Genomic DNA, 25,042 nt, shown 5'->3' with positions numbered 1-25,042 from the left:
GCATTACTAATTTTTTATCTAAAGTGTGAGTTATGTTTGTCTCAAGTTTAATTAAAAACATTAATATCTATGTTTAATCAATTATTATTTGCACGTTTATTACAAGAAGGCGGCACAGGAATGTACTTTATTTTAATTGCTTTTTTACTATCGCTATTCTTTGTTATTATGGCATTTGTAAAGCGAAATAAAAATAAAGATGACGCAAAAAAAATGATTAGTTTGGCGAACGAGACTAGTATTATAGCTTTAGTCATTGGCTGTTTGTGTTCTATGCTGGGAATTATCAATTTATTCGATATGGTTGAAGCTTTAGGAGATGTAGAACCATCTATCTTTTCTGCTAGCCTGAAAGTATCTTTGCTTACTATTACATTTGGTTTATTTTCAATAGCGTTAGCGCGCATTGGTATATTAATTTATAAGTGGACACAGCCAAAAAGCTAAGACTTATGATCTATTATATAAAAGAGAAAATAGGGTTACAACCTTTAGTATTGCTATTAGTCATTTTTTTAGGTTTATTATGTTTTTCTTGTAATGAAGCGCCAAAACCTTCAAGTCTTACAGAAAGTAACTTAATAATAAAAGTTAATGCTGTGCAAGAACAGTTAATGGCACAAGGAGACATTGCGAAAGAAGAAGAGCAAGCATTATTAAGTTTGTGCAGCATTATATCGCATAATGATGGTTTAGCAAATTACGATTCTAATGAAAGAATGGTATTAAAAGATGTTGAATTTGTACCTGTATGCAAAGGTTGTGAGGCACTTTCTAAAGAAGAAACAGAAACCTGCTTTAATGACAAAATTTCAACATTTATAGAACAAGAGTTTAATATAAGTCTGTCTAAATATTTAAATCTTAAAGAACAAAAAACCGTTGATGCCTTTTTTATAATAGACGAAACCGGAAACGTAACGGGTTTAAAAGTTAGAAATTCTGAAGTCACTATTCAGGCAGAAATCTTAAGAACACTTAGAAGGATACCAGTCATGAAACCAGCTATACATAACGGACAACCTGTTTCAGTTTTATGTTCCATAGTTGTAAACTATGGAAAAGAAATAGATGTAGATGTCGCTTACATACCAGAAATTCCAGGGGATTTAGAGTTAAATAACTAAGAAACATACTCTCTTAAATAATTGATTATTAAGAGATAAGCTACCTAATTAATTTAAAAAATAACATATGAAACGATTACTCATTGTTGTCGTAATGATCGTCAACACACTAAATTTAAATGCTCAAGATTTAAAACATCTCGATGAATTTTTAGAAGTTTTAGAAAATAATGATAAACTCATGGCAACTATGACTATTACTAAGGATAATGTTGAGATCTATAACAAAGCCTTAGGTAATGCAGATTTTGAAAGTAAAATTTATAATACTTCAGATACAAAGTTTAGAATAGGTTCTGTGACCAAATCATTTACAGCTGTAATGATTTTTCAACTAATAGATGAAGGTAAAATAAAACTCAATACACCAATATCATTATATTTTCCTGAAATTAATAAAGCATCAGAGATAACTGTAGGTCATCTTTTAAACCATAGTTCAGGTTTATTTAATATTACAAATGATAAAAATTTTGAAGATTGGATGATAAAAGAGTCTTCACAGAAAATAATGTTAGATCGCATTAAATCTTATGAATTAGACTTTAATCCAGGTACAACGACAGCTTACAGTAATACAAATTATATACTTTTAGGTTATATTATTGAAGCGATTGATAAATCATTATATGCTGAATCACTAAAAACCCGAATCATTGATAGGATAAATCTAAAAAACACTTATGTTGGAAATAAAATAGGTTTACGGTCTAGTGAAAGTCATTCGTATATCAATGTAGAAGGTCAATGGCGAAAGCAACAAGAAACAGATATGTCAAATCCTGGTGGAGCTGGAGCAATAGTATCTTCATCTTCAGATTTAACTCAATTTATGAATGCACTTTTTTCAGGAAAGTTAATATCAGATAAGAGTTTAGAACTTATGAAGAAAACTAATGATGGTGAAACATGTCATGGGTTGTTTTATGCAAAAACTAATGGTGTGGATATCTATGCTAGTGAAGGAGGAATAGATGGATTTCAATCCATGTTGGTGCATGTACCAGCATATAATATAACCATAGCTTTAACCGCCAATGGTCTAGATTATAGTAAAGTGAACATTATGCTATCTGCTTTTAAAGTTTTAAGCGGTCAGCCTATTGAAATACCAACGTTTAATTAGAAGATAGAGGTTAGTGTTACATATTGAAATTTAGCGAACTTAAAAGTTCGCTTTTTTTGTTAATAGGTAATTATTTACATTTGTTAAAATGTTTTTATGCAACAACTTACCTTAACGACACCAGCATTATTATTTTCTGCTATTTCTTTAATTATGCTAGCCTATACAAATAGGTTTTTGGCATATGCAGCTGTTATAAGAAATCTAAGCGATAAGTATTTGGAGAAGCAAGAATATGCTCTTAAACGTCAAATAAATAACTTAAAATTACGTCTTAATTTGACGCGTTGGATGCAAATTTTTGGTATATCTAGTTTATTACTTTGTGTATTAACCATGTTTCTTATTTATATAGAATATGATATTATAGCGGTCTGGGTGTTTGGATTGGCTTTACTACTTTTAATACTCTCTTTAGCCATCTTAATTAAAGAAATTCACATTTCTGTGCAAGCATTAGGTCATCATTTAAATGATATTGAAGAAAAATTAAAGAATTAAATGTGACATTTAAGAAATGAGTGTGTCATAAAACTATAACCATCAAAAAAACAACCGACCAAATTTGACTTTAGACGCTGCTCATAAGGTATCAGATGAAGCACTTGTGGAGGCTATCATTAAAACCAATGACACTTTATTGTTTGAGGTTTTGTACGATAGGCATGCGACAATGGTCTATAACAAATGCAATGGCTTTGCCAATAGTGTTGATGAGGCAAAAGATCTTACGCAGGATGTTTTTTTAAGAGTTTTTGTGAAGCTTAGCAGTTTTAAAGGAAAATCAAAATTTTCAACTTGGCTATATTCATTTACATATAATCACTGTGTAAATTACGTCACAAGAAATACCGCAAAAAAGATTGAGAAAAAATCTGTTAGTTCAGATAGTATTGAAAATATTGGTGAAGAAGATTTAGATTCTACCAAGGCGTTTCAAAACATGCGTGTTGAGAAACTCCAAAAGGTAATGGACCTAATTTCGCCAGATGATAAAATGATCATATTACTAAAGTATCAAGATAATTTATCTATTAAAGAGTTGTTTCAGGCTTTAGATATTGGCGAAAGCGCTGTAAAAATGCGCTTAAAACGAGCCAAAGAGAAATTAATAAGAAAGTATAACGAGTATACAAAACATGGAGAATCCATTTAAACAATTAAACCAGCCTTTAAAAGAAGTTCCGCCAGAACTCAAAGGTAAAGTCATGCACGATATTGCTATGGCTAAGCTGTTTATGGAGTTGGCCGAGCTGTTTTCGTATAATCTCGGACATGTTATAGATAGTGTAACAAGAAATAGAGAGAAAAATAAATAGTAATCCCGAACTAAAAATGGAAAAAATAACAAGTTTTAAAGACACTGCTTTACAGTCTTTATCAGATATGTGGCCACAATTTACGGCTATAGGATTAAAACTTTTAGGAGCTTTAGTGTTGCTTATTGTTGGATGGTTAGTGACAAAGTTAGTAGTTAAAGGTGTCAGAAGATTATTAAAATTGGCTAAGGCGAATAAGTTAGATGATAAGTTGAATGATATCGAGATAGTAGAAGGAAAGCGACTTAGTTTCGATACAATTAAAATTGTGTCAAAGTTTGTGAAATGGGTAATGTATATCATTATCATTATTATGATTTCTGATATATTAGGGTTAGAAATCATTTCTAAACAAATAAGTGAGCTTTTATCTTATTTACCACAATTATTTGCTGCACTAACCATTTTTATTCTTGGTTTATTATTTGCAAACTTCGTTAAGAAAGGATTGAAGTCTTTCTTTGAGTCTATGGATTTATCAGGCGGAAAGATAATTAGTCAGGTTGTATTCTTTCTCATCTTTATATTCATCTCTATTACTGCATTAAACCAGGCAGGAATTGATACTACAATAATAACAAGTAACATAACAATGATACTGGCTGCATTTTTGTTGGCCTTTTCCATTGCCTTTGGTATTGGTGCAAAAGATGTAGTGGCTAAATTGTTACAAACATTTTATGCACGTAAAATGTTTGAAGTAGGTCAAAAAATTATCTTCAATGAAAAACATTATGCGGTTGAAGAGGTGAGAAGTATTTCTCTAGTTTTAAAAGGTGAAAACGGAAAACTTATCGTACCCATAGAGGATATTATGGAAAACCAGATTAAACTTAGAGATTAAAATTATACTTACAACTTACTTAATTATACAAAAAAACCTCGTCAAATTTTGACGAGTTTTTTTTATCGACGTCTTTTATTGCGCTTATTTGCATTTTTATCTCCTCTAGTTTTGGGCTTCTTATACTTTTTAGCCATTTCGCGTCTATATGAACCACCTAAGTTTACCTTTTTATTCTTCTCTTTCTTTTCGTGAAAAGCAGGTCCCGGAATGTCTTCAGTACGTCTTTTTGTTGGATTGTTACGTTCTTTGATTTGTGGACGCTCTTCTTCAATAAGTTCAGTAGAAATGATAACCTCTTCTGGGAATTCAACTAAAGGAATCTGCATTTGCATTAATGATTCCAAATCTTCTCTTGCTTCTTGTTCTTTTTCAGTAGAAAACAATAAAGCGTGCCCTTTCTTTTCTGCACGACCAGTCCTACCAATTCTGTGCATATAGTTTTCAGGATAATCAGGTGTATCAAAATTAATAACGTGTGTAACGTCATCAATATCTAAACCTCTAGCCATAACATCTGTAGCGACCAAAAGCCTGTGTTCACCATCGCTAAATTGCTCAATGCTGCGCAGTCTATAATTTTGTGTTTTATTAGAATGAATTACGCAAGATTGACCAGGAAATAATTCTTCTAACTTATCAAAAAGACGGTCAGCCATCTTCTTGTAAGCCACAAAAATGAGCACTCTAGAAAATGTTTCATCATCTCTAAGTAAATGCTCTAATAAATTGACTTTGGTATAAAAATTAGGAACATCATAACGCTCTTGACTAATATTCTCTAAAGGTGTACCAGAAACTGCAATTGATATTTTATTTGGATTAATAAAGAAGTCCGAAATCAACTCATCTACATCTTTTGTCATCGTTGCCGAAAACATAATGTTTTGTCTTCGCTCTGGTAGAATATCAAAAATATTCATTAACTGATGTCTAAACCCTAAGTCTAACATTACATCAACTTCATCAATGACTAACTTTTGAATAGATTTTAATTGCAATACTCTACTCACAGCCAAATCGTATAATCGCCCAGGAGTAGCTACAATAATATCTTGTCCTTGAGCAATAGCTTGCTTTTGGGTATTAATATTTGTGCCGCCATAAACACCTAACACACGATTGTTGATGTATTTAGATAACTTTTCAATTTCATTCACCACTTGTACCACAAGCTCTCGCGTTGGCACCAGCACTAAAACTCTAGGATTTTCTTGTCTAGAATATTTTAAATGACGTAGAATAGGCAACATATAAGCAAAGGTTTTACCTGTGCCAGTTTGCGCAATGCCAACCATATCTTTACCAGATGCCACAACATTAAAAGCTTTTGCTTGTATTGGCGTAGGATTAACAAACCCTAAATCCTCAATGGCATTGTTAAGAGGTGTATTTAAATTTAAATCTTGAAAAGTCACAGTGAACAATTTGTCTGCAAAGCTACTATTATTAATCTAGACTAGCTTAAATGTGCTTTATCAATTTCGATACTGTAACTCGCATTAAAAGTAGAATTAGGCAGCAGTTTTATCATACCTTCTTTGTCTTTAAGTTTTTGATTGGTGGTTTCAGCATCAGCGATACCAAGCCAAGGTTCAATACAAACGTAAGGCGCGTTTGGTTTTGCCCAAATCCCTAAATATGAAAAGTCATCAAATTCAACTTTGAGTAAAGGGCCTTTTTCTTTGTGTTTTAAACTTACTGCACGAGATTTTAAATCTTTAAAAATCAGCGCATCTTCATTAAATAAATCTGTTTTGAGTTGAATTTTATTTCCTTCCGAAAACACCTTTTTTGTGTCATTTGTTACTAATCCGCTAGACATATTCAGAAGATGAGATTCGCTGGTTTCAGGATATTCAAATTCTAAAACATAATCTGTGTAGGCTTCGTTAGTATTAATTGGGCAATTAAAAGCAGGATGACCACCAACAGAAAAGTACATTGGTTTAGAATCTCTATTTTTTACTGAATGATGAAGATGTAAAACATTGTCAATCAATTCGTAAGTAATTGAAAATTCAAAATCAAAAGGATACAATTCGTGTAATTCGTCATTTGTTTCAAGATTAAAGCTTGCTTTTGTATCTGAATGTTTTTCAATTTTAAAAGCTTCATTATGTCTTACAAAACCATGTTTTGGCATATGATACATCTTTGAATTATAGATATAACTACTATCTTTCATCATACCAATAATTGGGAAAAGGTTAGGCGCGTGACTTCCCCAAACATCAGGATTTGCTTGCCAAACAAACTCTTTTTTGTTAACAACAGATTGAATACTACACAATTCAGCACCTTTAGATTTTATATTAACTTTAAGACAGTCATTCTTTAAAATTGTCATCACTTTAATTTTATTGAAATATACAATTCTTATTCATTTGAAAAGTATTCTGATTAAATTTGCATGAATAATTTTTCTATTGAGAACCTCACAAAAGTATGTATTAAAAAATGTTGAAGCTTTCAAGGCAAATCTTTTGCTTTGGAGTCAGCGATTTGATGATGTTGTGTGGTTAGATTCTAACAACCATAAAGATAAATACAGTAGTTATGATGCCGTTTTGGCTATAGATGCGTTTACGTCTATTACAACAGATAGTTTTGAAGCATTTAGTAAATTAGACGAATATCAACAAACTACAAACGATTGGATTTTTGGATACTTAACTTACGATTTAAAAAATGACATTGAAGTTTTAAGTTCTAAAAATTACGATGGATTGGAATTTCCTGAGTTGTATTTCTTTCAACCCAAAAAGCTGTTTTTAATAAAAGATAATGAATTAGAAGTACAGTACTTACGTATGGTGGATGACGAAATTGAAGAAGATTATCAATCTATTTTGTCTGTCACTCCTTGGCAAAGCGAGGAGTCTCATAATTCATCTTTAGTTAAAATTAAATTACGTATTCATAAAGATGAATATTTCGAAAAAGCAAATACAATGTTAGCTCATATTCATCGAGGCGACATTTATGAAGCTAATTTTTGCCAGGAGTTCTATGCAGAAAACAGTACCATCAATCCAGTAGATACTTTTAAGAGACTTAACGATATTTCTGAACCACCATTTGCAACGTTTTTAAAGCTAGAAGATAAATTTCTTTTGTCCGCTTCGCCAGAACGCTACATTAAAAAAGAGGCTGAAACTATTATTTCTCAACCTATAAAAGGAACAGCAAAACGTTCTGAAAATGAAGTCGAAGACGCCAAGCTAGCAGAAGAATTAGCTAACGACGAAAAGGAGCGAAGCGAGAATATTATGATTGTTGATTTGGTGCGAAACGATTTGTCGCATTCAGCAACAAAAGGAAGTGTAAAGGTTGAAGAACTTTGTAAAGTGTATTCGTTTTTGCAAGTACATCAAATGATATCAACAGTAACTTCAAAAGCTTCTGAAGACACTAAGCCAGTTGAGATTCTAAAAACAACATTCCCAATGGGAAGTATGACTGGAGCACCAAAAATTTCGGCAATGAAAATCATTGAATACCTCGAAGAAACTAAACGAGGATTGTATTCTGGTGCAGTTGGCTACTTTTCACCAGATGGTGATTTCGATTTTAATGTCATTATTAGAAGTATTTTATACAACGCTTCAAAAAAATACATCTCATACTCAGTAGGAAGTGCAATTACAGCTAAAAGTAATCCTTTAAAAGAGTATGAAGAATGCTTAATAAAAGCAAAAGCGATGCGTGAAGTACTGGAAAACAAAAGTTTCAGTTTTCAGTTAAAAGTTAACGGTAAAAGGTTGTTACCTTAGTAGAGGTCTAGTAAAATGAAAAATTAAGTTTGTTTAATAATTTTATCGAACATATAAATATTAACTACTCATTCCTAAGTGAAAGTAATCTACTGATTGCCATTTCTGGTGGAATTGATAGTGTCGTTTTAGCGCATTTGTGTAAGTCTTTAAATTATAAATTCGCTCTAGCCCATTGCAATTTCAATTTACGAGGTGAAGAAAGTAATGCAGATGAAGATTTTGTTATTGAGTTAGCAGAACAATTAGATGTAGAGGTTTTTGTTGAGAATTTTGATACTGAAGCTTACGCTAAAGAGAAGAAGTTGTCCATTCAAATGGCAGCTCGAGAATTGCGTTATAATTGGTTCGATGAGCTCTCTAATCAGTTGGAGTTTGATTACGTATTAACGGCTCATCACGCAGATGATAATCTAGAAACCTTTTTAATTAATTTTTTACGAGGTACAGGAATTAATGGCTTAACAGGAATTCCGAAACATAAGGATAAGTATGTTCGACCGTTATTAGACTTTTCAAGAGAAGCCATCGAGGCTTATGCGAAAGAGCATAAAATTAAATGGCGAGAAGATAGTAGTAACAGTTCTCGAAAGTATCTCAGAAATAAATTACGTCACGAAGTGGTTCCAATTTTAAAAGAAATCAATCCAGAATTATTAAAGAGCTTTCAAAACACGTTAAGTTATCTAAATGACACGGCTGATATTGTTGAAGAAAGTCTAAATGCTGTTGCTAAAAGAGGCATTGTTGATATTGATGAAAACGGTATCATATACAAAGTTTCAGAGTTTAAAAAGGTTAATAATTCAAAGGCATATCTATTTGAAATGTTTAAAGATTTTGGATTTACCGAATGGAATGATGTTGTTAATTTACTAGGTGCTGAAAGTGGAAAATACGTGACTTCAAATACACATAAACTCACCAAGCATCGTGAGTTTTTAATCCTTACTGATTGTCATTCTGAACTCGTTTCAGAATCTCGAACTGTCGCACTGAGCGCTGTCGAAGTGGAAAATGAAGTCTTTAATACACAAATCGGTCAATTAATTTTCTCTGATGTAGATTCTAAATCAGACAACCAAAAGCATGTCATTTACATAGATAAATACAAGCTTCAGTATCCATTAGAATTTCGACAATGGAAAACAGGTGACATCTTTCATCCATTAGGAATGAAAGGAAAGAAGAAGTTAAGTAAATACCTTAAGGATGAAAAACTAACACCTTTTGAAAAGGAAAATACGTATGTGTTAACTTCTGAAGATAAAATTGTTTGGGTTGTTGGTATGCGAGCAGATGATAGGTTTAAGGTAACAAAAACTACTAACCAAGTTTTGAAGATTGAGTTAAGAAAATAATTTAAGGCTTAGCGCAATTGTATTGCTGAAAATTCAGCCTAAGAACAGCCGAAGTCTAAAGAAATATAAGAATTTGAAATTAAAAGGAAACATCGTTGATATCCAAACCCGAAGAATCTTCAAAGGTGAAATCAGTATTGAAGACGGAATCATAAAAGATGTCGTAGAAAAAGACTGCGAAGAAAACCACTACATCTTACCAGGATTTATTGATGCACATATTCATATCGAAAGCTCAATGTTGGTACCAAGCGAGTTTGCCAAAATAGCAGTAAAACATGGCACTGTAGCTACTGTTTCTGACCCTCACGAAATAGCAAATGTACTTGGTGTAGAAGGTGTTAAGTTTATGATAGAAAATGGAAAACAAACACCATTTAAATTCAATTTTGGAGCACCAAGTTGTGTGCCTGCAACCAATTTTGAATCTGCTGGAGCAATAATAGATTCTGAAGATATTAAGATGCTGATGGCTAATCCAGATATAAAGTATTTAGCAGAGATGATGAATTATCCCGGAGTGATTTATGATGATGCGGAAGTGCTAAAAAAAATAGAATGGGCAAAACATTATAATAAACCAATTGATGGTCATGCACCTGGATTACGAGGTGATGATTTAACCAAATATATGTCAGCAGGAATTTCAACAGACCATGAATGTTTTACTTATGAAGAAGGTTTAGAAAAACTTCAAAAAGGAATGAAAGTCATTATTCGTGAAGGAAGCGCGGCAAAAAACTTTGAAGCTCTGGTAGGTCTGCTGGATGAATATTACGAGAATATGATGTTTTGTAGTGATGATAAACATCCAGACGATTTGTTGCTAGGTCACATCAATCAATTGTGCGCAAGAGCTGTGGCTAAAGGCAATGATGTGTTTAAAGTACTTCAAGTTGCTTGTGTTAATCCTGTAAATCATTATAACTTAGACGTTGGGTTATTACATGTTGGAGATTCAGCAGATTGCACTGTTGTAGGAGATTTAAAAGATTTTAAAACGCATCAAACTTATATAAATGGTGAATTGGTATATGATAATGGAATTTCAAAATTAAAACCTCTTGCTTTTGAAAACCTCAATAATTTCAATACTAATAGCAAAGAAGTTTCCGACTTTAGATTGGAATCAACGGATGATGCTGAAGCTCTCGAAGCGAACAAAATTAGAGTCATAGAATGTTTAGGCGGAGAACTCATCACAAATCAACTAACAGAAGAAGCAACTATTGTTGAAGGAAATCTTGTTTCAAACACTGATACAGATATATTAAAAGTAGCAGTTGTAAATCGTTACAAAGATGAAAAACCAGCAATAGCATTCATTAAAAATTTCGGATTAAAAGAAGGAGCGATTGCATCGTCCGTAGCTCACGATTCTCATAATATTATTGTAGTTGGAGTTTCTGATGAAGCAATTTGTAAAGCAGTAAATTTGATCATTGAAAATAAAGGCGGCATTTGTGCAGTTTCAGATTCAGAAGAACAAATTGTATCTCTTCCTGTTGCGGGAATTATGAGCGATAAAGACGCAGAAACTGTTGGTAAACAATATGCAGACTTAGACCAAATGGCGAAACAACTTGGTAGCAAACTCAATGCACCATACATGAGCTTATCTTTTATGGCTTTACTAGTCATACCATCACTAAAACTAAGTGATAAAGGACTTTTTGACGGGAATTCGTTTCAATTTACCTCACTGTTCGCGAATTAACATTTCGTTCAAACTTTCGTATTGCTATAATGGGTTATCTTTAACTTTTTTAAAACCAACCCATACATGTTAAAAAATTATATAATTGCATTGTTTATAGCTTTCGTTGTTGTGAGCTGTAAAGACACTAAACAAGACGCTGCAAAAAACACGGAAACTACTGAAGAGAATACCTTTGCCAAAGAGAATTACACTAAAAAAGAAGTAATGATAGAAATGCGTGATGGTATTAAACTGCACACTACGATCTATTCACCAAAAGACACTTCTAAATCGTATCCTATGCTTTTAAAGCGTTCACCATACAGTTGTAGACCTTATGGTGAAGATAAATTCCCTTCTAGAGTAGGACCCAACAAATACCTTATGGAAGAAGGTAATATAATGGTATATCAAGATGTGCGAGGTCGTTGGAATAGTGAAGGTGTTTATGACAATATGCGAGCATTTATTCCGAATAAATCAGGTAATGAAACCGATGAAGCTAGTGATACTTATGACACCATAGAGTGGTTGATTAACAATGTGGAAAATAATAATGGTAATGTAGGTACTTATGGTATTTCCTATCCAGGATTCTACACGACATATTCATTATTGTCCGGTCATCCAGCATTAAAGGCAGCTTCACCACAAGCTTGTATAGGTGATTTCTTTTTTGATGATTTTATTCATAATGGCGCATTCTTACTCACTTATTGGAGAATTACTTCATTGTTTGGAAACATGAAAACTGAGCCAACAAAAGAATCTTGGTACACGTTTGCGGATGTTGGAACAGAAGATCAATATCAATTTTTCTTAGACAATATGCCTTTAAGTAAATTGAATGCCTATTACGATTCTACGAATGTATTTTTAGAACAAATTAAGGAGCATGTTACGTACGATGACTTTTGGCAAAGTAGAGGCATCATACAACATTTAAAGGATATAAAACCAGCAGTAATGACTGTTGGTGGTCAGTTTGATGCAGAAGACCTCTATGGACCTTACAATACATATAAGCATATTGAAGCGAATAGTAATAATTACAATACCGTTGTCTTTGGTCCATGGAGTCATGGTGATTGGTCTAGAACCAAAGACAGACAAGTGATTGGGAATATTCACTTTGGTGATGGAATTTCGGATTATTTTCAAAAAGAAATAGAAACTAAGTTTTTTAATCATTTCTTAAAAGGTAATGCCGATGGGAATACGGGTTTGCCAGAAGCTCATATGTTTGATACTGGTGCTAAAAAATGGTTTTCATTCGAATCTTGGCCTCCAGAAAACACATCAAAACAACACTTTTATCTGCATCCGAATGAAAGCTTAACACAGCAAGTACAAAAAGGCATACAAACAAGTTCTGATTTTGTAAGTGATCCTAAAAAACCAGTGCCATACTCAGAAGACATAAAATTTGTATTTACACCTCGAAAATATATGACAGATGATCAGCGTTTCGCGTCTAGACGTCCAGATGTTTTGACTTTTGAAACTGAAGTACTTGACGATGATATTACTTTGGCGGGTGACATACTTGCTAAATTAAATGTATCAACAAGTGGTGATGCCGCTGATTGGATAGTGAAAGTTGTAGATGTTTTTCCGTCTGATATAGAGAATACAGATGACGTTCAAGATCACTTAAAGTTAAGTAATTATCATATGATGGTGCGCAGTGAAGTCTTAAGAGGACGTTTTAGAAATAGTATGACAAATCCAGAGCCATTTGTGCCAAATGCTAAAACAGCTGTAAATCTTAAGTTGCAAGATGTTTTTCATACCTTTAAAAAAGGACATAAGATTCAGGTACAGATACAAAGTACATTTTTCCCATACATTGATGCGAATCCTCAAACGTATGTGGATAATATTTTTGAGGCTAAAGAAGATGACTTTCAAGCACAAACACATAAAGTCTATCATGACTCTTCTATAGAATTTACCGTTTTAAAATAGTTTAAATAGCTAACGACCGAAAGCAAAAAGCTAAAACCCAACAGCCACTAAAAATGCCAATAGTTGAATCTACATACAAACCACCATTTTGGTCTAAGAAGAGTTTTGTGGCTACCGTGTATTCTGGTTTAATAAGACGTGTTAATGGTTTAGAGCAAATTAGAGAGCGTTTAGAATTAGACGATGGTGATTTTATGGATTTAGATTGGAGCCGCACATCATCCGGTTCTAATCGGGTAATTATACTGTTGCATGGGTTAGAAGGCAATGCGCAGCGTCCATATATAACAGGTCCTGCAAAACTCTTTAATGCAAATGGAATAGATGCGTGTTCAGTAAATTTTAGAGGTTGTAGTGGTGAGCCAAACCGTTTATTTCGAAGTTATCACTCTGGATCTACCGAAGATTTAGAATCCGTGATAAATCATGTTATTAATAAAGGGATTTACGATGAAATTTATATCAAAGGCATTAGTCTAGGTGCTAATATGGCTTTAAAGTATGTGGGCGAACGTGACGATGTACCAAATGAAGTTAAAGCTGTTATTGCTATTTCTGCACCTTGTGATTTAGAAGGTGCTTGTAATGAGATTCTTAGTTGGAAAAATAAGCACTATGCTATTCGATTTTTAAACCATTTAAAAGCAAAGCTAAGACCTAAGTTGCAGCAATTTCCTGATTATATAAGTAAGAGTGATTTTGATGGAATTACTAATCTTCGTGATTTAGATAATGTGTATACGGCCAAGGCACATGGTTTTTTAAATGCAACTGACTACTATACGAAATCGAGCTGTTTGCAATTTTTACCAAGTATAAAAGTACCGTCTTTAATTATTAATGCCCTGAATGACTCTTTTTTGTCGGCGTCTTGCTATCCAGTAAAAGAAGCAAAAGCTAATGAATTTTTGCATTTAGAAATGCCAAAGTTTGGCGGCCATGTTGGTTTTATTGACAAACAAAACAATTATTACAACGAAAGAAGAGCACTAGAGTTTGTAAATCAACTTTAATTTGTAGTTTTAGAGAAAGAATTTTCTTATGCTCAAAAAAATCTATGCTTCTGCTGTTTTTGGTGTAGAAGCTTCGACTATTACAGTAGAGGTTAATATAGATAAAGGAATAGGCTATCATTTGGTTGGTTTACCAGATAATGCGATTAAAGAGAGCAATTACAGAATTGCTGCTGCACTACAAAATAACGGTTATCGCATACCAGGCAAGAAAATTACCATTAATATGGCACCTGCCGATTTACGAAAAGAAGGTTCAGCTTACGACCTTACTTTGGCAGTCGGAATTTTATCAGCTTCAAATCAAATAAAAGCAGATCATTTAGAAGATTGTTTGATTATGGGTGAGTTGTCGCTAGATGGCAGTTTGCAACCAATAAAAGGCGCGTTGCCAATCGCAGTTAGAGCAAGAGAAGAAGGTTTTAAACATTTTATTTTGCCCTGTCAAAATGCAAAAGAAGCAGCAATTGTAAATGATTTAAAGGTTTATGGAGTGGATAATATACAACAAGTTATTAATCATTTTGATAAAGATGAACCACTACAACAAACCATTATAGATACCAGAGCAGAGTTTTCAAAAAGTTTAAACTTTCCTGAGTTTGATTTTGCGGATGTCAAAGGGCAAGAAAGTATTAAACGTTGTATGGAAATAGCAGCTGCTGGTGGACATAATATTATTTTGATTGGCCCACCAGGATCAGGTAAAACTATGTTAGCAAAGCGTTTGCCTAGTATCTTGCCGCCAATGACGCTTCATGAAGCTCTTGAGACGACAAAAATACATTCCGTTGTGGGTAGAGTAAAAGCGCATTCCGGATTGATGGCGCAACGACCATTCAGAAGTCCACATCACACGATTTCAAACGTGGCCTTAGTCGGAGGCGGAAGTTATCCTCAACCAGGAGAAATTTCACTCTCACATAATGGAGTATTGTTTTTAGATGAATTGCCAGAGTTTAAACGAGAAGTTTTAGAAGTCATGCGTCAACCATTAGAAGATAGAGAAGTCACGATATCAAGAGCTAAGTTTACGGTGACTTATCCTAGTTCTTTTATGTTGGTGGCAAGCATGAATCCAAGTCCTGGCGGTTATTTTAATGATCCTGATGCACCAGTAACGTCAAGTCCTGCAGAAATGCAACGTTACCTAAGTAAAATTTCTGGACCATTATTAGACCGTATAGATATTCATATAGAAGTAACGCCTGTGCCTTTTGAAAAACTTTCTGATGATAGAAAAGGTGAATCTTCAGTTGATATCAGAAATCGAGTGACCGCAGCTAGAGAACTTCAAACAAAACGTTTTCAAGATTTAGAAAATGTGCATTATAATGCGCAGATGAGTACCAAACAGATTCGAGAATATTGTAAACTAGATGATGCTTCATTACAATTGTTAAAATCTGCTATGGAACGCTTAAATTTATCTGCTAGAGCCTATGATAGAATTCTTAAAGTAGCGCGTACAATTGCTGACCTAGATAATTCAGAAGGCGTAACTGGTAATCATATTTCAGAAGCGATTCAATACCGAAGTTTAGATAGAGAAGGTTGGTTGGGATAATTATGTATTTTTGGTAAGAACCATCAAAGCCATATAATGAAACCATATCTTGTTTTTTTTCTGCTCATCATAGCAGTTAGTTGTAATCATTCTAAAACGATTGATACAGAAACCGATTCTCTGCAAGTAGAGATTGTTGAGATTTCAAAACTTAACTTGGAACAAGCCAATCGCTTAGCAGAATTACCTTTAGCATGTGTTGGCGTAGAATATCCAAATAAGTTAGGTCAGGTTCTAGGTAGTAACGAAGATTTGCAATCACCGAAGGCTTTGCATCCCGCGTTTTATGGTTGTTTTGATTGGCATTCTGCGGTTCACGGGCATTGGAGTATGGTAACTTTATTAAGGCAATTTCCTGGGTTAGAGAAAAAGGAGGAAATGCAAAGTTGGTTGCTTCAAAGTATTTCAAAAGAGAATATCGAGAAAGAGATTGCGTATTTCAAAGGAAAACATAATAAATCATACGAGAGAACATATGGTTGGGCTTGGCTACTAAAGTTAGCCGAAGAGCTACGTATGTGGGATGATGATGTCGCAAAAACTCTCGAAGACAATCTTCAGCCTTTAACAGATTTAATTGTTGAACGCTATTTAGAATTCTTACCTAAGCTCAATTATCCAATAAGAGTTGGTGAACATCCAAACACCGCATTTGGGTTGAGTTTTGCTTATGATTATGCTAAAACTGTCAATCATTCAGAATTCAAGACTTTAATAGAACGACGCGCTAAAGATTTTTATGGTAACGACCAAAACTGTCCGCTGAGTTGGGAACCAAGCGGGTTCGATTTTTTATCACCATGTTTGGAAGAAGCTGCATTGATGAAACGTGTGTTATCGATTCAAGAGTTTAAGGTTTGGGTGAATCAATTTTTACCGCAATTAAAAGATGTGTCTTTTCAATTAGAAACAGGAAAAGTCTCAGACAGAACAGACGGAAAACTTGTACATTTAGATGGAGTGAACTTTTCTAGAGCTTGGAGTCTTAACTACATTGCTAAAGATATACCAGAATATAAGCATCTTCAAAATTTAGCTAATCAGCACATTAACTACTCATTGCCTAGTATAGTTGGTGATAGTTACGAAGGTGGACATTGGCTTGGTAGTTTTGCTATCTATGCTTTAAATTCTATCGATTAATGATCACGAAGTGGTTTAAAAATATTGGTCCTGGACCACTTGTGGCAGCAGCTTTTATTGGTCCAGGAACTGTAACGCTTTGTACACTTGCTGGTGTTAATTTTGGTTACAATTTGCTTTGGGCAATGGTGTTATCTGTAGTTGCAACCATTGTATTGCAAGAAATGGCGGCTAGAATAGGTATTGTGTCTCAAAAAGGATTATCAGAAGTCATAAGACAAGAATTAAAACATCCAATAGCCAGAACTATTATAGTGGTATTAATTCTAAGTGCTATTGTGGTAGGGAACTCAGCTTACGAAGCCGGAAACATTAGTGGTGGCGCATTAGGGCTAGAAACTATTTTTGATAGTTCTAGAGTTTCTATTTTAGGTAAGGATCTGAAGGTAATGCCTCTTATTATAGGTTTTTCAGCATTTCTGCTGTTGTATTACGGTAATTACAAAGTCTTAGAAAAATCGTTGGTGGTATTAGTGATTGTAATGAGTTTAGCCTTTTTAATTACAGCAGTCATAACAAAACCTAGTATAGTTGAAGTATTATCAGGATTAATTCCACGTACACCAGAGAAAAGTATTTTAACAATAGTTGGACTTATAGGCACAACTGTAGTGCCATATAATTTGTTTTTACATGCATCTTTAGCCAAAACCAAATGGAAACAAAAAGAAGATTTAAAACTAGCTAAAAAAGACACGTTTGTGGCTGTTGTGTTAGGTGGTTTGGTGTCTATGTGTATTATTATTTCTGCATCGGCTGTAGCTAACCAAGATATTTCAAATGCTGCAGACCTAGCCAAAAGTTTAGAACCACTTTTTGGTATTTATGCTAAGTATGTTTTAGCAGTCGGTTTGTTTGCTGCTGGTATTACAAGTGCTATAACAGCGCCTTTAGCGGCGGCATATGTTGCAAGTGGCTGTTTGGGTTGGGAATCTAATTTAAAATCATCACACTTTAGAATGATTTGGATGTTCATTCTATTTCTTGGTGTTTTATTTTCGGTTATCGGTTTTAAATCCATAGAAATTATAACATTCGCGCAAATTGCTAATGGCTTATTATTACCAATAATAGCAGGTTTGCTACTTTGGGTAGTAAATAAGGTTTCGGTAATGGGGAAATATGCCAATTCCGTATTTCAGAATGTTTTGGGAGTGATTATCGTTCTTATTGCAATAGGATTAGGTTTAAAAGGAATTTTAAGTGTTTTTAAGGTAATATAATGGGGTTTGTTGTAGATATAAATGCAGATGTTGGCGAAGGATTACATAATGAAGCCTTGCTAATGCCTTACTTGTCTTCTTGCAATATAGCTTGTTGTGGTCATGCAGGTGATGTTGATACCATGAAAAATGCAGTGACGCTTGCTGAAACCTATAATGTAAAGATAGGAGCGCATCCTTCATTTCCTGATAGAGAAAACTTTGGAAGACTAGATATGAATATACCTTTAGATGAATTGTTTGGAAGTTTAACAAGTCAAGTTATAAGTTTATTAAAGGTTTTGGATACTTATAATTTGAAATTAAATCATATAAAACCTCATGGGGCTTTATATAATTTAGCAGTTAAAGACAACAATATTTCAAAAGTCATTTTGAAGGTTATAAAGCGCTTACCGTATCCTGTGATATTGTATGCACCTTATCAATCAGTAATTTCAAAATTAGCTATTGAACAAAATATTGAAGTTGTTTTTGAAGCGTTTGCAGATAGAAATTATAACGATGATTTATCGTTAGTTTCACGCCAAAAATCTAATGCGATTATCCATAAAAAAGACGAAGTTTTTGAGCATGTATTTTATATGATTTCTAATCAAAAAGTGAAGACAATAAGTAGGGTAGAAGTGCCTATAAAAGCATCAACATTTTGTGTGCATGGTGATACTGAAAATGCAGTTGAAATCTTGAAATATTTACATGTAAATTTAAAACAAAAAGGAATCAAAATTGTGTAGGTTTTATGTCTTATAATCTTCGATATTTTCAATATAATGAACGGTCAATTTTAATTGAATGGCCTTCAGTAATTGATGAAAATATCTTAAATGACATCCTAAAATTCAAACATTTAATAGAAAACAAATATATTAAACAAAAAGTTGAGGTAATTTCATCATATGCTTCATTATTAATAATTTATACATCTACTATTGATAAATTCAATGATACGGTTTTGAGCTTAAAAGAACTATATGTGACTATCAATGCAACTGAAACTATAAAATCTCAATTATGGGAAATACCAGTTTGTTATGATGATGAATTTGCAACTGATTTAGATGATTTTTCAAAACAAAAATCGTTATCAAAATCTCAAATTATAGAGCTACATTCATCTGCAATATACACAGTTTATTTTACTGGTTTTTTACCAGGATTTTTATACTTAGGTGGTCTAGATGAACAACTCTTTTTGGACCGAAAAAAAACACCAAGTTTGGATGTTAAAAAAGGTGCAGTTGCCATAGGCGGAAAACAGACAGGAATCTACCCGCAAAATAGTCCTGGCGGTTGGCATGTAATTGGTAATACGCCTGTAAGTTTATTTTCGCCTAAAGCCAATTCACCATGTTTTATAAAGTCAGGTGATAGGGTGAAATTTATTCCTGTTGATAGGTCAGAATATAATAATATCAAACAAGCGGTGGAAGCTTCAGATTATAAATTAAGACCAAAGGTATAGATGCTTAAAGTTTTACATCCTGGTTTTTATAGTACCATACAAGATTCTGGAAGATTTGGGTATCGATCTTTTGGTGTTCCTATATCTGGTGTTATGGATGCACATTCTAGCCGTTATGCGAACACGTTATTAAGAAATCATGAAAATGATGCTGTATTAGAGATGACAATGCAAGGTGGAAAATTTCAGTTTTTAGAACCAACACAGATTGTAATTTCTGGCTCAGATATGCAGCCCCGATTGAATTCTATTCCAATTAATAACAATACAATTATTAATATTGCAAAAAATGACATTTTAGAATTTGGTAAATTAAAATCTGGTATTAGAGTATATTTAGCCATTAAAGGTGGATTTAAGACCGAAATTGTATTAGGAAGTAGAAGTCAGTACAAATGTATAACGAAAGGCTTCAGATTGCATAAAAATGATGTTATTGCTTATGATTCTAATAATTCAATCATAAAAGTATCTTATTCTTCAGTAAAATATGATGATTCAATTCTGAAAAGCGAAAAACTAGAAGTATTTGAAGGACCTGAATTTAAATTTCTCTCTGAAAAACAAAAGAAAGAATTAATGGAAATAAAATTCACAATTACTAACAAGAATAATAGAATGGCTTATCAGTTAGAACCTTTGTTCTTAAATGAGATGCCTTCAATTTTAACATCTCCAATATTACCAGGGACAGTACAATTAACACCTTCAGGTCAATTAATTGTGTTAATGAGAGATTGTCAAACAACTGGTGGTTATCCCAGAATATTTCAATTAACAGAGCAATCTATCAATATTTTATGTCAAAAGACGATTAAACACAACATAAGTTTCAGACTTCTTTGAATAGAAAAAAGAAATATATTTTATACTTTTAAACTCCCTTATTTGAAAACCTTTATACCGATTATTAATTTAGATTTTTAAAAAAATGAGTCAACCAAAAGGACTAATTACGCCTGCAGAGGCACAACGTTTAAATGATGCGTACTCATCTAGACACAATTTAATATCTCAAGATATTACTAAAAGAGATGATAATCGTTCATCTTGGGTTTCTTTAGAGGATTTAAAAGCGTTTATTGAATATGCGGAAAATCAAGCTAAGGATTTGGGATATGAAATGAATGGTATTAGAATTTATTCTGGAGCTTATCCTACCGATAATGGTCAGGCAGGTTATACAACAGCTTTTCTTGTACCTACTACTAAAGGTCAAAATGGTAATAATAGCGATATTTCTAAAGCTGATTGTTTAGACAGAATGGGTAATGGTTTTCCACCTGGAGCAAATTACCCACAGTAATAAATATGATATCGGCTCAAGTTTTAATAATCCATTTTGTTGAGTTGGTGGCTGCGCTGTCAGCTTCATATTATTGGATAAAAACAAAAGATCAAGCCATTAGGCCGTTTGTATGGTACTTATGGCTTATTGTTTTTATTGAGACATTTGGATTTTATCCATATTTATATATTCATTTTGATCATCCCTACATCGATTGGATTGAGCATTCAGTCATTAGAAGAAATACATGGCTATATAATTTGAAAAGTATTATTGATATATTTCTTATAGGATTATTTATTCTGCGAAACACTAATAAGAAGTTTGTACATCGTGGTGTAAATCTTGTAGTTGTTTCCTGTACAGTTTTTATTATAAGTTATTATTTAATAAGTGGTAATTTTTTTAAGACCACTATCGCCTATGACAGTGCTATTCAGACTTTTGCCATTTTTGTAATGGTAATATTGTATTATCAAGAATTGTTAAAAAGTGAAGATTTTTTAGAGTTTTATAAGTCTCATGTTTTTTATCTTCTGTCAGGTCTTTTAATATTTCAAATATGCCTAACTCCAATATCATTATTTATGGGGTATTATTTAAAAACAAACCAAAATTTTGTAGAATTTAGAAAATCATTTTTTACTATTTCTAATGTATTGTTATATTCATGTTACACTTTTGCCTTCTTTTATTCGCTTCATCACAAAAAACAATTACAAATGAGGAAATCGCATTAATCACTTATGTGATTTTCTTCACATTAGTATTGGTTGGAACCTTTATAGTATTTTTTATTACGTTCCAAAAACGTAAAAATCAATTATTGTTTAAACAAATAAAGCAAAAGCAAGAATTTGAGGAAGAATTGATAAAAACACAACAAGAAATTCAAGAAGAGACGTTTAAACATGTCGGTCGTGAGTTACACGACAATATTGGACAATTACTTGTATATTCTACTATGCAAATGAATTCAGCTTTGAAAAGTGTTGATGATATTACCAAGTCAAAAGTTACTAAGGCGTCAGAATCGTTAAAACAGTCTTTGGAAGAGGTTAGGGCTTTGTCAAAATCATTGAATAGTGATGTTATTTTTAATTTAGGCTTTAATAAATCTCTGCATAATGAGATACAACGTTTAAATAAATCTGGTTTAATTACGGCAAAGCTAAATACAGCTGGTGATTTAGTTGAATTTGAAAACAATAAAGATGAAGTCATACTCTTTAGGATATTACAAGAATTTTTTTCAAATACTTTAAAGTATTCTGAAGCAGAAGTATTAACTGTAGATTTAAGCTATGATAATGAGAGTCTCGTTATTAAAGTTACTGATAACGGAGTGGGTTTTGATAAATCTTTAGTTGAGGAAGGTTCGGGAATGACTAATATGAAAAAGCGTGCAGAGATGCTCCAAGCAGAGTTTAATTTAAAATCTGAAATAGGTAAGGGTACAGAACTAAAAATCTTTTATAGTTTTAGGTCTAGTTAAGCTTCACACGCCTTCCAGAGGGTTTCATCTGGTAATGGTGCAATTATTTTTATATGTTCCTTTTTTACAGGATGGACAAACTCTAATCGCCTAGCATGGAGACAAAAACTACCATTTTTATTGCTTCTTTCAAAACCATATTTTAAATCACCTCTGATGGGGCAGCCTATTTTGGCTAATTGGGTACGGATTTGATGGTGCCTTCCGGTTTCGAGTTTAATTTCTAGTAAATAAAAGTTTTCAAGCTTTTTTATAACTTCATAATGTAGAATTGCTTTTTTACTGCCTTCAATATCTTTATTATGCGCCGTAGATTTATTGTTTTTTGGGTTCTTTTTTAACCAATTTATAAGTGTGTCTTTCGCTTTTGGTGGTTGGTTTTTTACCAAAGTCCAGTAGGTCTTGGTAGCTTTCTTTTCTGCAAACAGTTTATTTAATCTTGGTAAAGCCTTACTGGTTTTAGAAAATAAGACAATGCCAGTAGTAGGTCTATCTAAACGATGGACAACACCAAGATATACGTTGCCAGTCTTTTTGTATTTGTCTTTTAAGTATTCCTTTACAACATCACTTAGTGGCTTATCACCAGTTTTGTCACCTTGTACAATATCACCAGCACGCTTGTTTACCACAATGAGGTGATTATCTTCATAAATAATTTGAAGGTTATCTTTTGTAGAGTGAAGTCTATTGCTTTTTTGCATTAATGTCTTGTAAATTCCTTAATAAGGGATTTATATTTTGGGAATTCTTTTGAAAGATTTTGGTAAGATCCCAATTGAAAATCTTTAAAATCAAAGCCAGGTGAAACTGTACAACCAACCAAAGCAAAAGTTTTAGGTTCTTTAACTTTTGCAGCAAACCAATGGTGTTTTGGCACAATTGCTTGAGGGAGCTCGCCTTTATTCACTTTATTACCTATTTCAATGGTCTTTAAGTCACCAGTTTTGGATAAGATATGCAATTCAATAGTACTGCCTAAATAAAAATGCCAAATCTCATCTTGATTAATCTTATGAAAGGCCGAAAAATCCTTTGATTCCAAAAGGTAATATATACTAGTAGAATAATTTCTATCCCCATCAAACTCATCTGAAAGTGTAGACTTATTCATAACATCATCACTTCTGTATAGCTCTCTAAAATAACCTCCTTCAGGATGTGGTTGTAAGTTAAGTTTTTCAATTATCTCTGATACAGATATCATTTTCTTAGTATTGTTCTTTCTCGTTTGGAAAGTCAACAGATTTTACATCACTTACATATTGCCCAATTGCCTCGGTCATTTCTTCATATAGATTCATGTATCTTCTTAGGAAACGTGGATTGAATTCATGGGTCATCCCAATCATGTCATGCAATACCAAAACTTGGCCATCAACTCCAGCGCCAGCACCTATACCAATTACAGGTATTGAAACACTTTCAGCAACTTCTTTTGCTAATTTAGCTGGGATTTTCTCTAGCACAATTGCAAAACAGCCTATACGTTCTAGCATTAAAGCATCTTCCTTTAAGCGAAGGGCTTCTTCCTCTTCTTTAGCTCTGACAGTGTATGTCCCAAATTTGTAAATGGATTGTGGTGTTAAACCAAGATGCCCCATAACAGGAATTCCTGCATGAAGTATACGTTTAATAGATTCTTTAATTTCTTTCCCACCTTCAAGTTTTACAGCATGTCCCCCTGATTCTTTCATTATTCTAATAGCCGATCGTAATGCTTCTTTAGGGTCACTTTGATAAGTTCCAAAAGGTAAATCAACAACTATAAGAGCTCTGTCAATAGCTCTGACTACAGAAGATGCGTGATAAATCATCTGATCTAAAGTAATCGGAAGTGTAGTTTCATGTCCTGCCATGACATTACTAGCAGAATCACCAACCAAAATGACATCAGTACCTGCGCCATCAACTATTTTTGCCATAGTGTAATCATAAGCAGTTAGCATAGATATTTTTTCACCATGTTTTTTCATGTCTACCAGAGACTTTACAGTAACTCTTTTGTATTCTTTTTTTGCTGTCGACATATGTGTTAAATTATGTAGTTCGTAAAAATAATGAGTTTTGTTAAACTTTTGTTTAATCTACGGCATAAATACCATTGAATCTTAATTTTGGATAAAACAATATCAATCATGAAAAAACTACTTCTACTTTTTAGTTTCTCTTTTGTTTTAAGCGTCAATGCCCAAAAATCGGAAGAAGAAAGTGTAAAAAATACTATTATTGAATTCTTCGAAGCTTTTCACAAACAAGACACCGTTGCATTAAAGAAAATGGCAAAGAGTAATGTCATTCTGCAATCTATTTCGGTTAACAAAGAAGGGAAAACAATTGTTAGTGAAAGTTCTTACAATGATTTTGTGAAAAGTATAGGAAGTATTCCAGAGGAAAGTACCTTTGAGGAAAAACTTTTAAGTTATAATATTCAAATAGATGGTAATATGGCAAATGCCTGGACTCCATATGAATTTTGGTATAATGGTAATTTTAGTCACTGTGGTGTTAATTCTTTTCAGCTTGTAAAAGAAGACCAAACATGGAAAATAATATATTTAGTTGATACTAGGCGGAGAAAAAATTGCAAATAATAAAAAAACCCAATCAGTACGATTGGGTTTTTTA

At 33.0% G+C, this 25,042-nt stretch carries 27 protein-coding genes; 22 read left to right on the top strand and 5 right to left on the bottom strand.

What is annotated here, in order from left to right; all coding sequences use genetic code 11:
* Positions 1-69 precede the first annotated feature (69 nt).
* The 7 genes from HRU50_RS04340 (at position 70) to HRU50_RS04310 (ending at position 4,416) form a co-directional block, all read left to right on the top strand.
* The gene (locus HRU50_RS04340) at positions 70-447 is read left to right on the top strand and encodes a hypothetical protein (RefSeq protein ID WP_296348541.1); all 378 of its coding nucleotides are present in this window, start codon (positions 70-72) and stop codon (positions 445-447) included.
* A 5-nt stretch (positions 448-452) separates the two neighbouring features.
* Positions 453-1,127, top strand: coding sequence for a hypothetical protein (locus HRU50_RS04335; protein WP_296348539.1), 675 nt, complete (start codon positions 453-455; stop codon positions 1,125-1,127).
* A 67-nt stretch (positions 1,128-1,194) separates the two neighbouring features.
* A complete protein-coding gene (locus tag HRU50_RS04330; protein WP_296348537.1) occupies positions 1,195-2,253 on the top strand; it encodes a serine hydrolase in 1,059 nt (352 codons plus the stop codon).
* Positions 2,254-2,349: 96 nt separating this feature from the next.
* A complete protein-coding gene (locus tag HRU50_RS04325; protein WP_296348535.1) occupies positions 2,350-2,754 on the top strand; it encodes a DUF2721 domain-containing protein in 405 nt (134 codons plus the stop codon).
* A gap of 64 nt (positions 2,755-2,818) precedes the next feature.
* A complete protein-coding gene (locus HRU50_RS04320) occupies positions 2,819-3,409 on the top strand; it encodes an RNA polymerase sigma factor (RefSeq protein ID WP_296348533.1) in 591 nt (196 codons plus the stop codon).
* Positions 3,393-3,572: a hypothetical protein gene (locus HRU50_RS04315; RefSeq protein ID WP_296348531.1), complete on the top strand. Its 180-nt coding sequence runs from the start codon at positions 3,393-3,395 to the stop codon at positions 3,570-3,572. Before HRU50_RS04320 ends, HRU50_RS04315 begins: the two co-directional genes overlap by 17 nt.
* 16 nt (positions 3,573-3,588) lie before the next feature.
* Complete coding sequence (locus HRU50_RS04310) at positions 3,589-4,416, top strand: hypothetical protein (protein WP_296348529.1); 828 nt, start codon at positions 3,589-3,591, stop codon at positions 4,414-4,416.
* A gap of 62 nt (positions 4,417-4,478) precedes the next feature.
* On the opposite strand, the gene HRU50_RS04305 is transcribed toward HRU50_RS04310, so the two are convergent.
* Positions 4,479-5,834, bottom strand: a complete 1,356-nt coding sequence (locus HRU50_RS04305; RefSeq protein WP_296348527.1) for a DEAD/DEAH box helicase — start codon at positions 5,832-5,834, stop codon at positions 4,479-4,481.
* Positions 5,835-5,875: 41 nt separating this feature from the next.
* Positions 5,876-6,766, bottom strand: a complete 891-nt coding sequence (locus tag HRU50_RS04300) for an aldose 1-epimerase family protein (RefSeq protein ID WP_296348525.1) — start codon at positions 6,764-6,766, stop codon at positions 5,876-5,878.
* Between the two features lie 79 nt (positions 6,767-6,845).
* Between HRU50_RS04300 and HRU50_RS04295 the strand changes: the two genes are divergently transcribed.
* The 14 genes from HRU50_RS04295 (at position 6,846) to HRU50_RS04230 (ending at position 22,414) form a co-directional block, all read left to right on the top strand.
* A complete protein-coding gene (locus tag HRU50_RS04295) occupies positions 6,846-8,192 on the top strand; it encodes an anthranilate synthase component I family protein (protein WP_296348523.1) in 1,347 nt (448 codons plus the stop codon).
* A 29-nt stretch (positions 8,193-8,221) separates the two neighbouring features.
* Positions 8,222-9,553, top strand: a complete 1,332-nt coding sequence (gene tilS, locus HRU50_RS04290) for a tRNA lysidine(34) synthetase TilS (protein WP_296348522.1) — start codon at positions 8,222-8,224, stop codon at positions 9,551-9,553.
* 73 nt (positions 9,554-9,626) lie between these two features.
* Positions 9,627-11,270, top strand: coding sequence for an adenine deaminase (gene ade, locus HRU50_RS04285; RefSeq protein WP_296348520.1), 1,644 nt, complete (start codon positions 9,627-9,629; stop codon positions 11,268-11,270).
* 66 nt (positions 11,271-11,336) lie between these two features.
* Entirely contained in the window at positions 11,337-13,220 is a 1,884-nt protein-coding gene (locus tag HRU50_RS04280) for a CocE/NonD family hydrolase (protein ID WP_296348518.1), read from the top strand.
* 53 nt (positions 13,221-13,273) lie between these two features.
* Positions 13,274-14,233: an alpha/beta fold hydrolase gene (locus HRU50_RS04275; RefSeq protein WP_296348516.1), complete on the top strand. Its 960-nt coding sequence runs from the start codon at positions 13,274-13,276 to the stop codon at positions 14,231-14,233.
* Between the two features lie 28 nt (positions 14,234-14,261).
* Positions 14,262-15,800, top strand: coding sequence for a YifB family Mg chelatase-like AAA ATPase (locus HRU50_RS04270; protein ID WP_296348514.1), 1,539 nt, complete (start codon positions 14,262-14,264; stop codon positions 15,798-15,800).
* A gap of 36 nt (positions 15,801-15,836) precedes the next feature.
* Positions 15,837-16,943, top strand: a complete 1,107-nt coding sequence (locus tag HRU50_RS04265; protein ID WP_296348512.1) for a DUF2891 domain-containing protein — start codon at positions 15,837-15,839, stop codon at positions 16,941-16,943.
* Entirely contained in the window at positions 16,943-18,166 is a 1,224-nt protein-coding gene (locus HRU50_RS04260; RefSeq protein ID WP_296348509.1) for an Nramp family divalent metal transporter, read from the top strand. Before HRU50_RS04265 ends, HRU50_RS04260 begins: the two co-directional genes overlap by 1 nt.
* Positions 18,166-18,903: a 5-oxoprolinase subunit PxpA gene (gene pxpA / locus HRU50_RS04255; RefSeq protein WP_296348507.1), complete on the top strand. Its 738-nt coding sequence runs from the start codon at positions 18,166-18,168 to the stop codon at positions 18,901-18,903. Before HRU50_RS04260 ends, pxpA begins: the two co-directional genes overlap by 1 nt.
* Before the next feature lie 5 nt (positions 18,904-18,908).
* Positions 18,909-19,631 carry a 5-oxoprolinase subunit PxpB gene (gene pxpB, locus HRU50_RS04250; protein WP_296348505.1) on the top strand — a complete coding sequence of 241 codons (723 nt, stop codon included), beginning with the start codon at positions 18,909-18,911 and terminating at the stop codon, positions 19,629-19,631.
* On the top strand, positions 19,632-20,477 hold the full coding sequence (locus HRU50_RS04245; protein ID WP_296348503.1) for a biotin-dependent carboxyltransferase family protein: 846 nt from the start codon (positions 19,632-19,634) through the stop codon (positions 20,475-20,477).
* Positions 20,478-20,562: 85 nt separating this feature from the next.
* On the top strand, positions 20,563-20,937 hold the full coding sequence (locus HRU50_RS04240) for a hypothetical protein (RefSeq protein WP_296348501.1): 375 nt from the start codon (positions 20,563-20,565) through the stop codon (positions 20,935-20,937).
* A 5-nt stretch (positions 20,938-20,942) separates the two neighbouring features.
* On the top strand, positions 20,943-21,659 hold the full coding sequence (locus tag HRU50_RS04235) for a hypothetical protein (RefSeq protein ID WP_296348499.1): 717 nt from the start codon (positions 20,943-20,945) through the stop codon (positions 21,657-21,659).
* Positions 21,660-21,745: 86 nt separating this feature from the next.
* Complete coding sequence (locus HRU50_RS04230; protein WP_296348496.1) at positions 21,746-22,414, top strand: ATP-binding protein; 669 nt, start codon at positions 21,746-21,748, stop codon at positions 22,412-22,414.
* On the opposite strand, the gene HRU50_RS04225 is transcribed toward HRU50_RS04230, so the two are convergent.
* Genes HRU50_RS04225 through panB form a run of 3 tightly spaced genes read right to left on the bottom strand, consistent with a single transcriptional unit; the run spans position 22,411 to position 24,444 of the window.
* Positions 22,411-23,118: an RluA family pseudouridine synthase gene (locus tag HRU50_RS04225; RefSeq protein WP_296348493.1), complete on the bottom strand. Its 708-nt coding sequence runs from the start codon at positions 23,116-23,118 to the stop codon at positions 22,411-22,413. The two genes, HRU50_RS04230 and HRU50_RS04225, sit on opposite strands and share 4 nt — an antisense overlap.
* On the bottom strand, positions 23,118-23,621 hold the full coding sequence (locus HRU50_RS04220) for a cupin domain-containing protein (protein ID WP_296348491.1): 504 nt from the start codon (positions 23,619-23,621) through the stop codon (positions 23,118-23,120). The genes HRU50_RS04225 and HRU50_RS04220 overlap by 1 nt, the downstream gene beginning before the upstream one ends.
* A gap of 4 nt (positions 23,622-23,625) precedes the next feature.
* Positions 23,626-24,444, bottom strand: coding sequence for a 3-methyl-2-oxobutanoate hydroxymethyltransferase (gene panB, locus HRU50_RS04215; protein WP_296348489.1), 819 nt, complete (start codon positions 24,442-24,444; stop codon positions 23,626-23,628).
* A 108-nt stretch (positions 24,445-24,552) separates the two neighbouring features.
* Between panB and HRU50_RS04210 the strand changes: the two genes are divergently transcribed.
* The gene (locus HRU50_RS04210) at positions 24,553-25,008 is read left to right on the top strand and encodes a nuclear transport factor 2 family protein (RefSeq protein WP_296348487.1); all 456 of its coding nucleotides are present in this window, start codon (positions 24,553-24,555) and stop codon (positions 25,006-25,008) included.
* Positions 25,009-25,042: the final 34 nt, after the last annotated feature.

Origin of the sequence: Winogradskyella sp. (genome assembly GCF_013213835.1) — a bacterium.
Lineage (GTDB): Bacteria > Bacteroidota > Bacteroidia > Flavobacteriales > Flavobacteriaceae > Winogradskyella.
The sequence above is the reverse complement of the archived record's forward strand: the minus strand, read 5'-3'. Positions and strand labels throughout refer to the sequence as shown.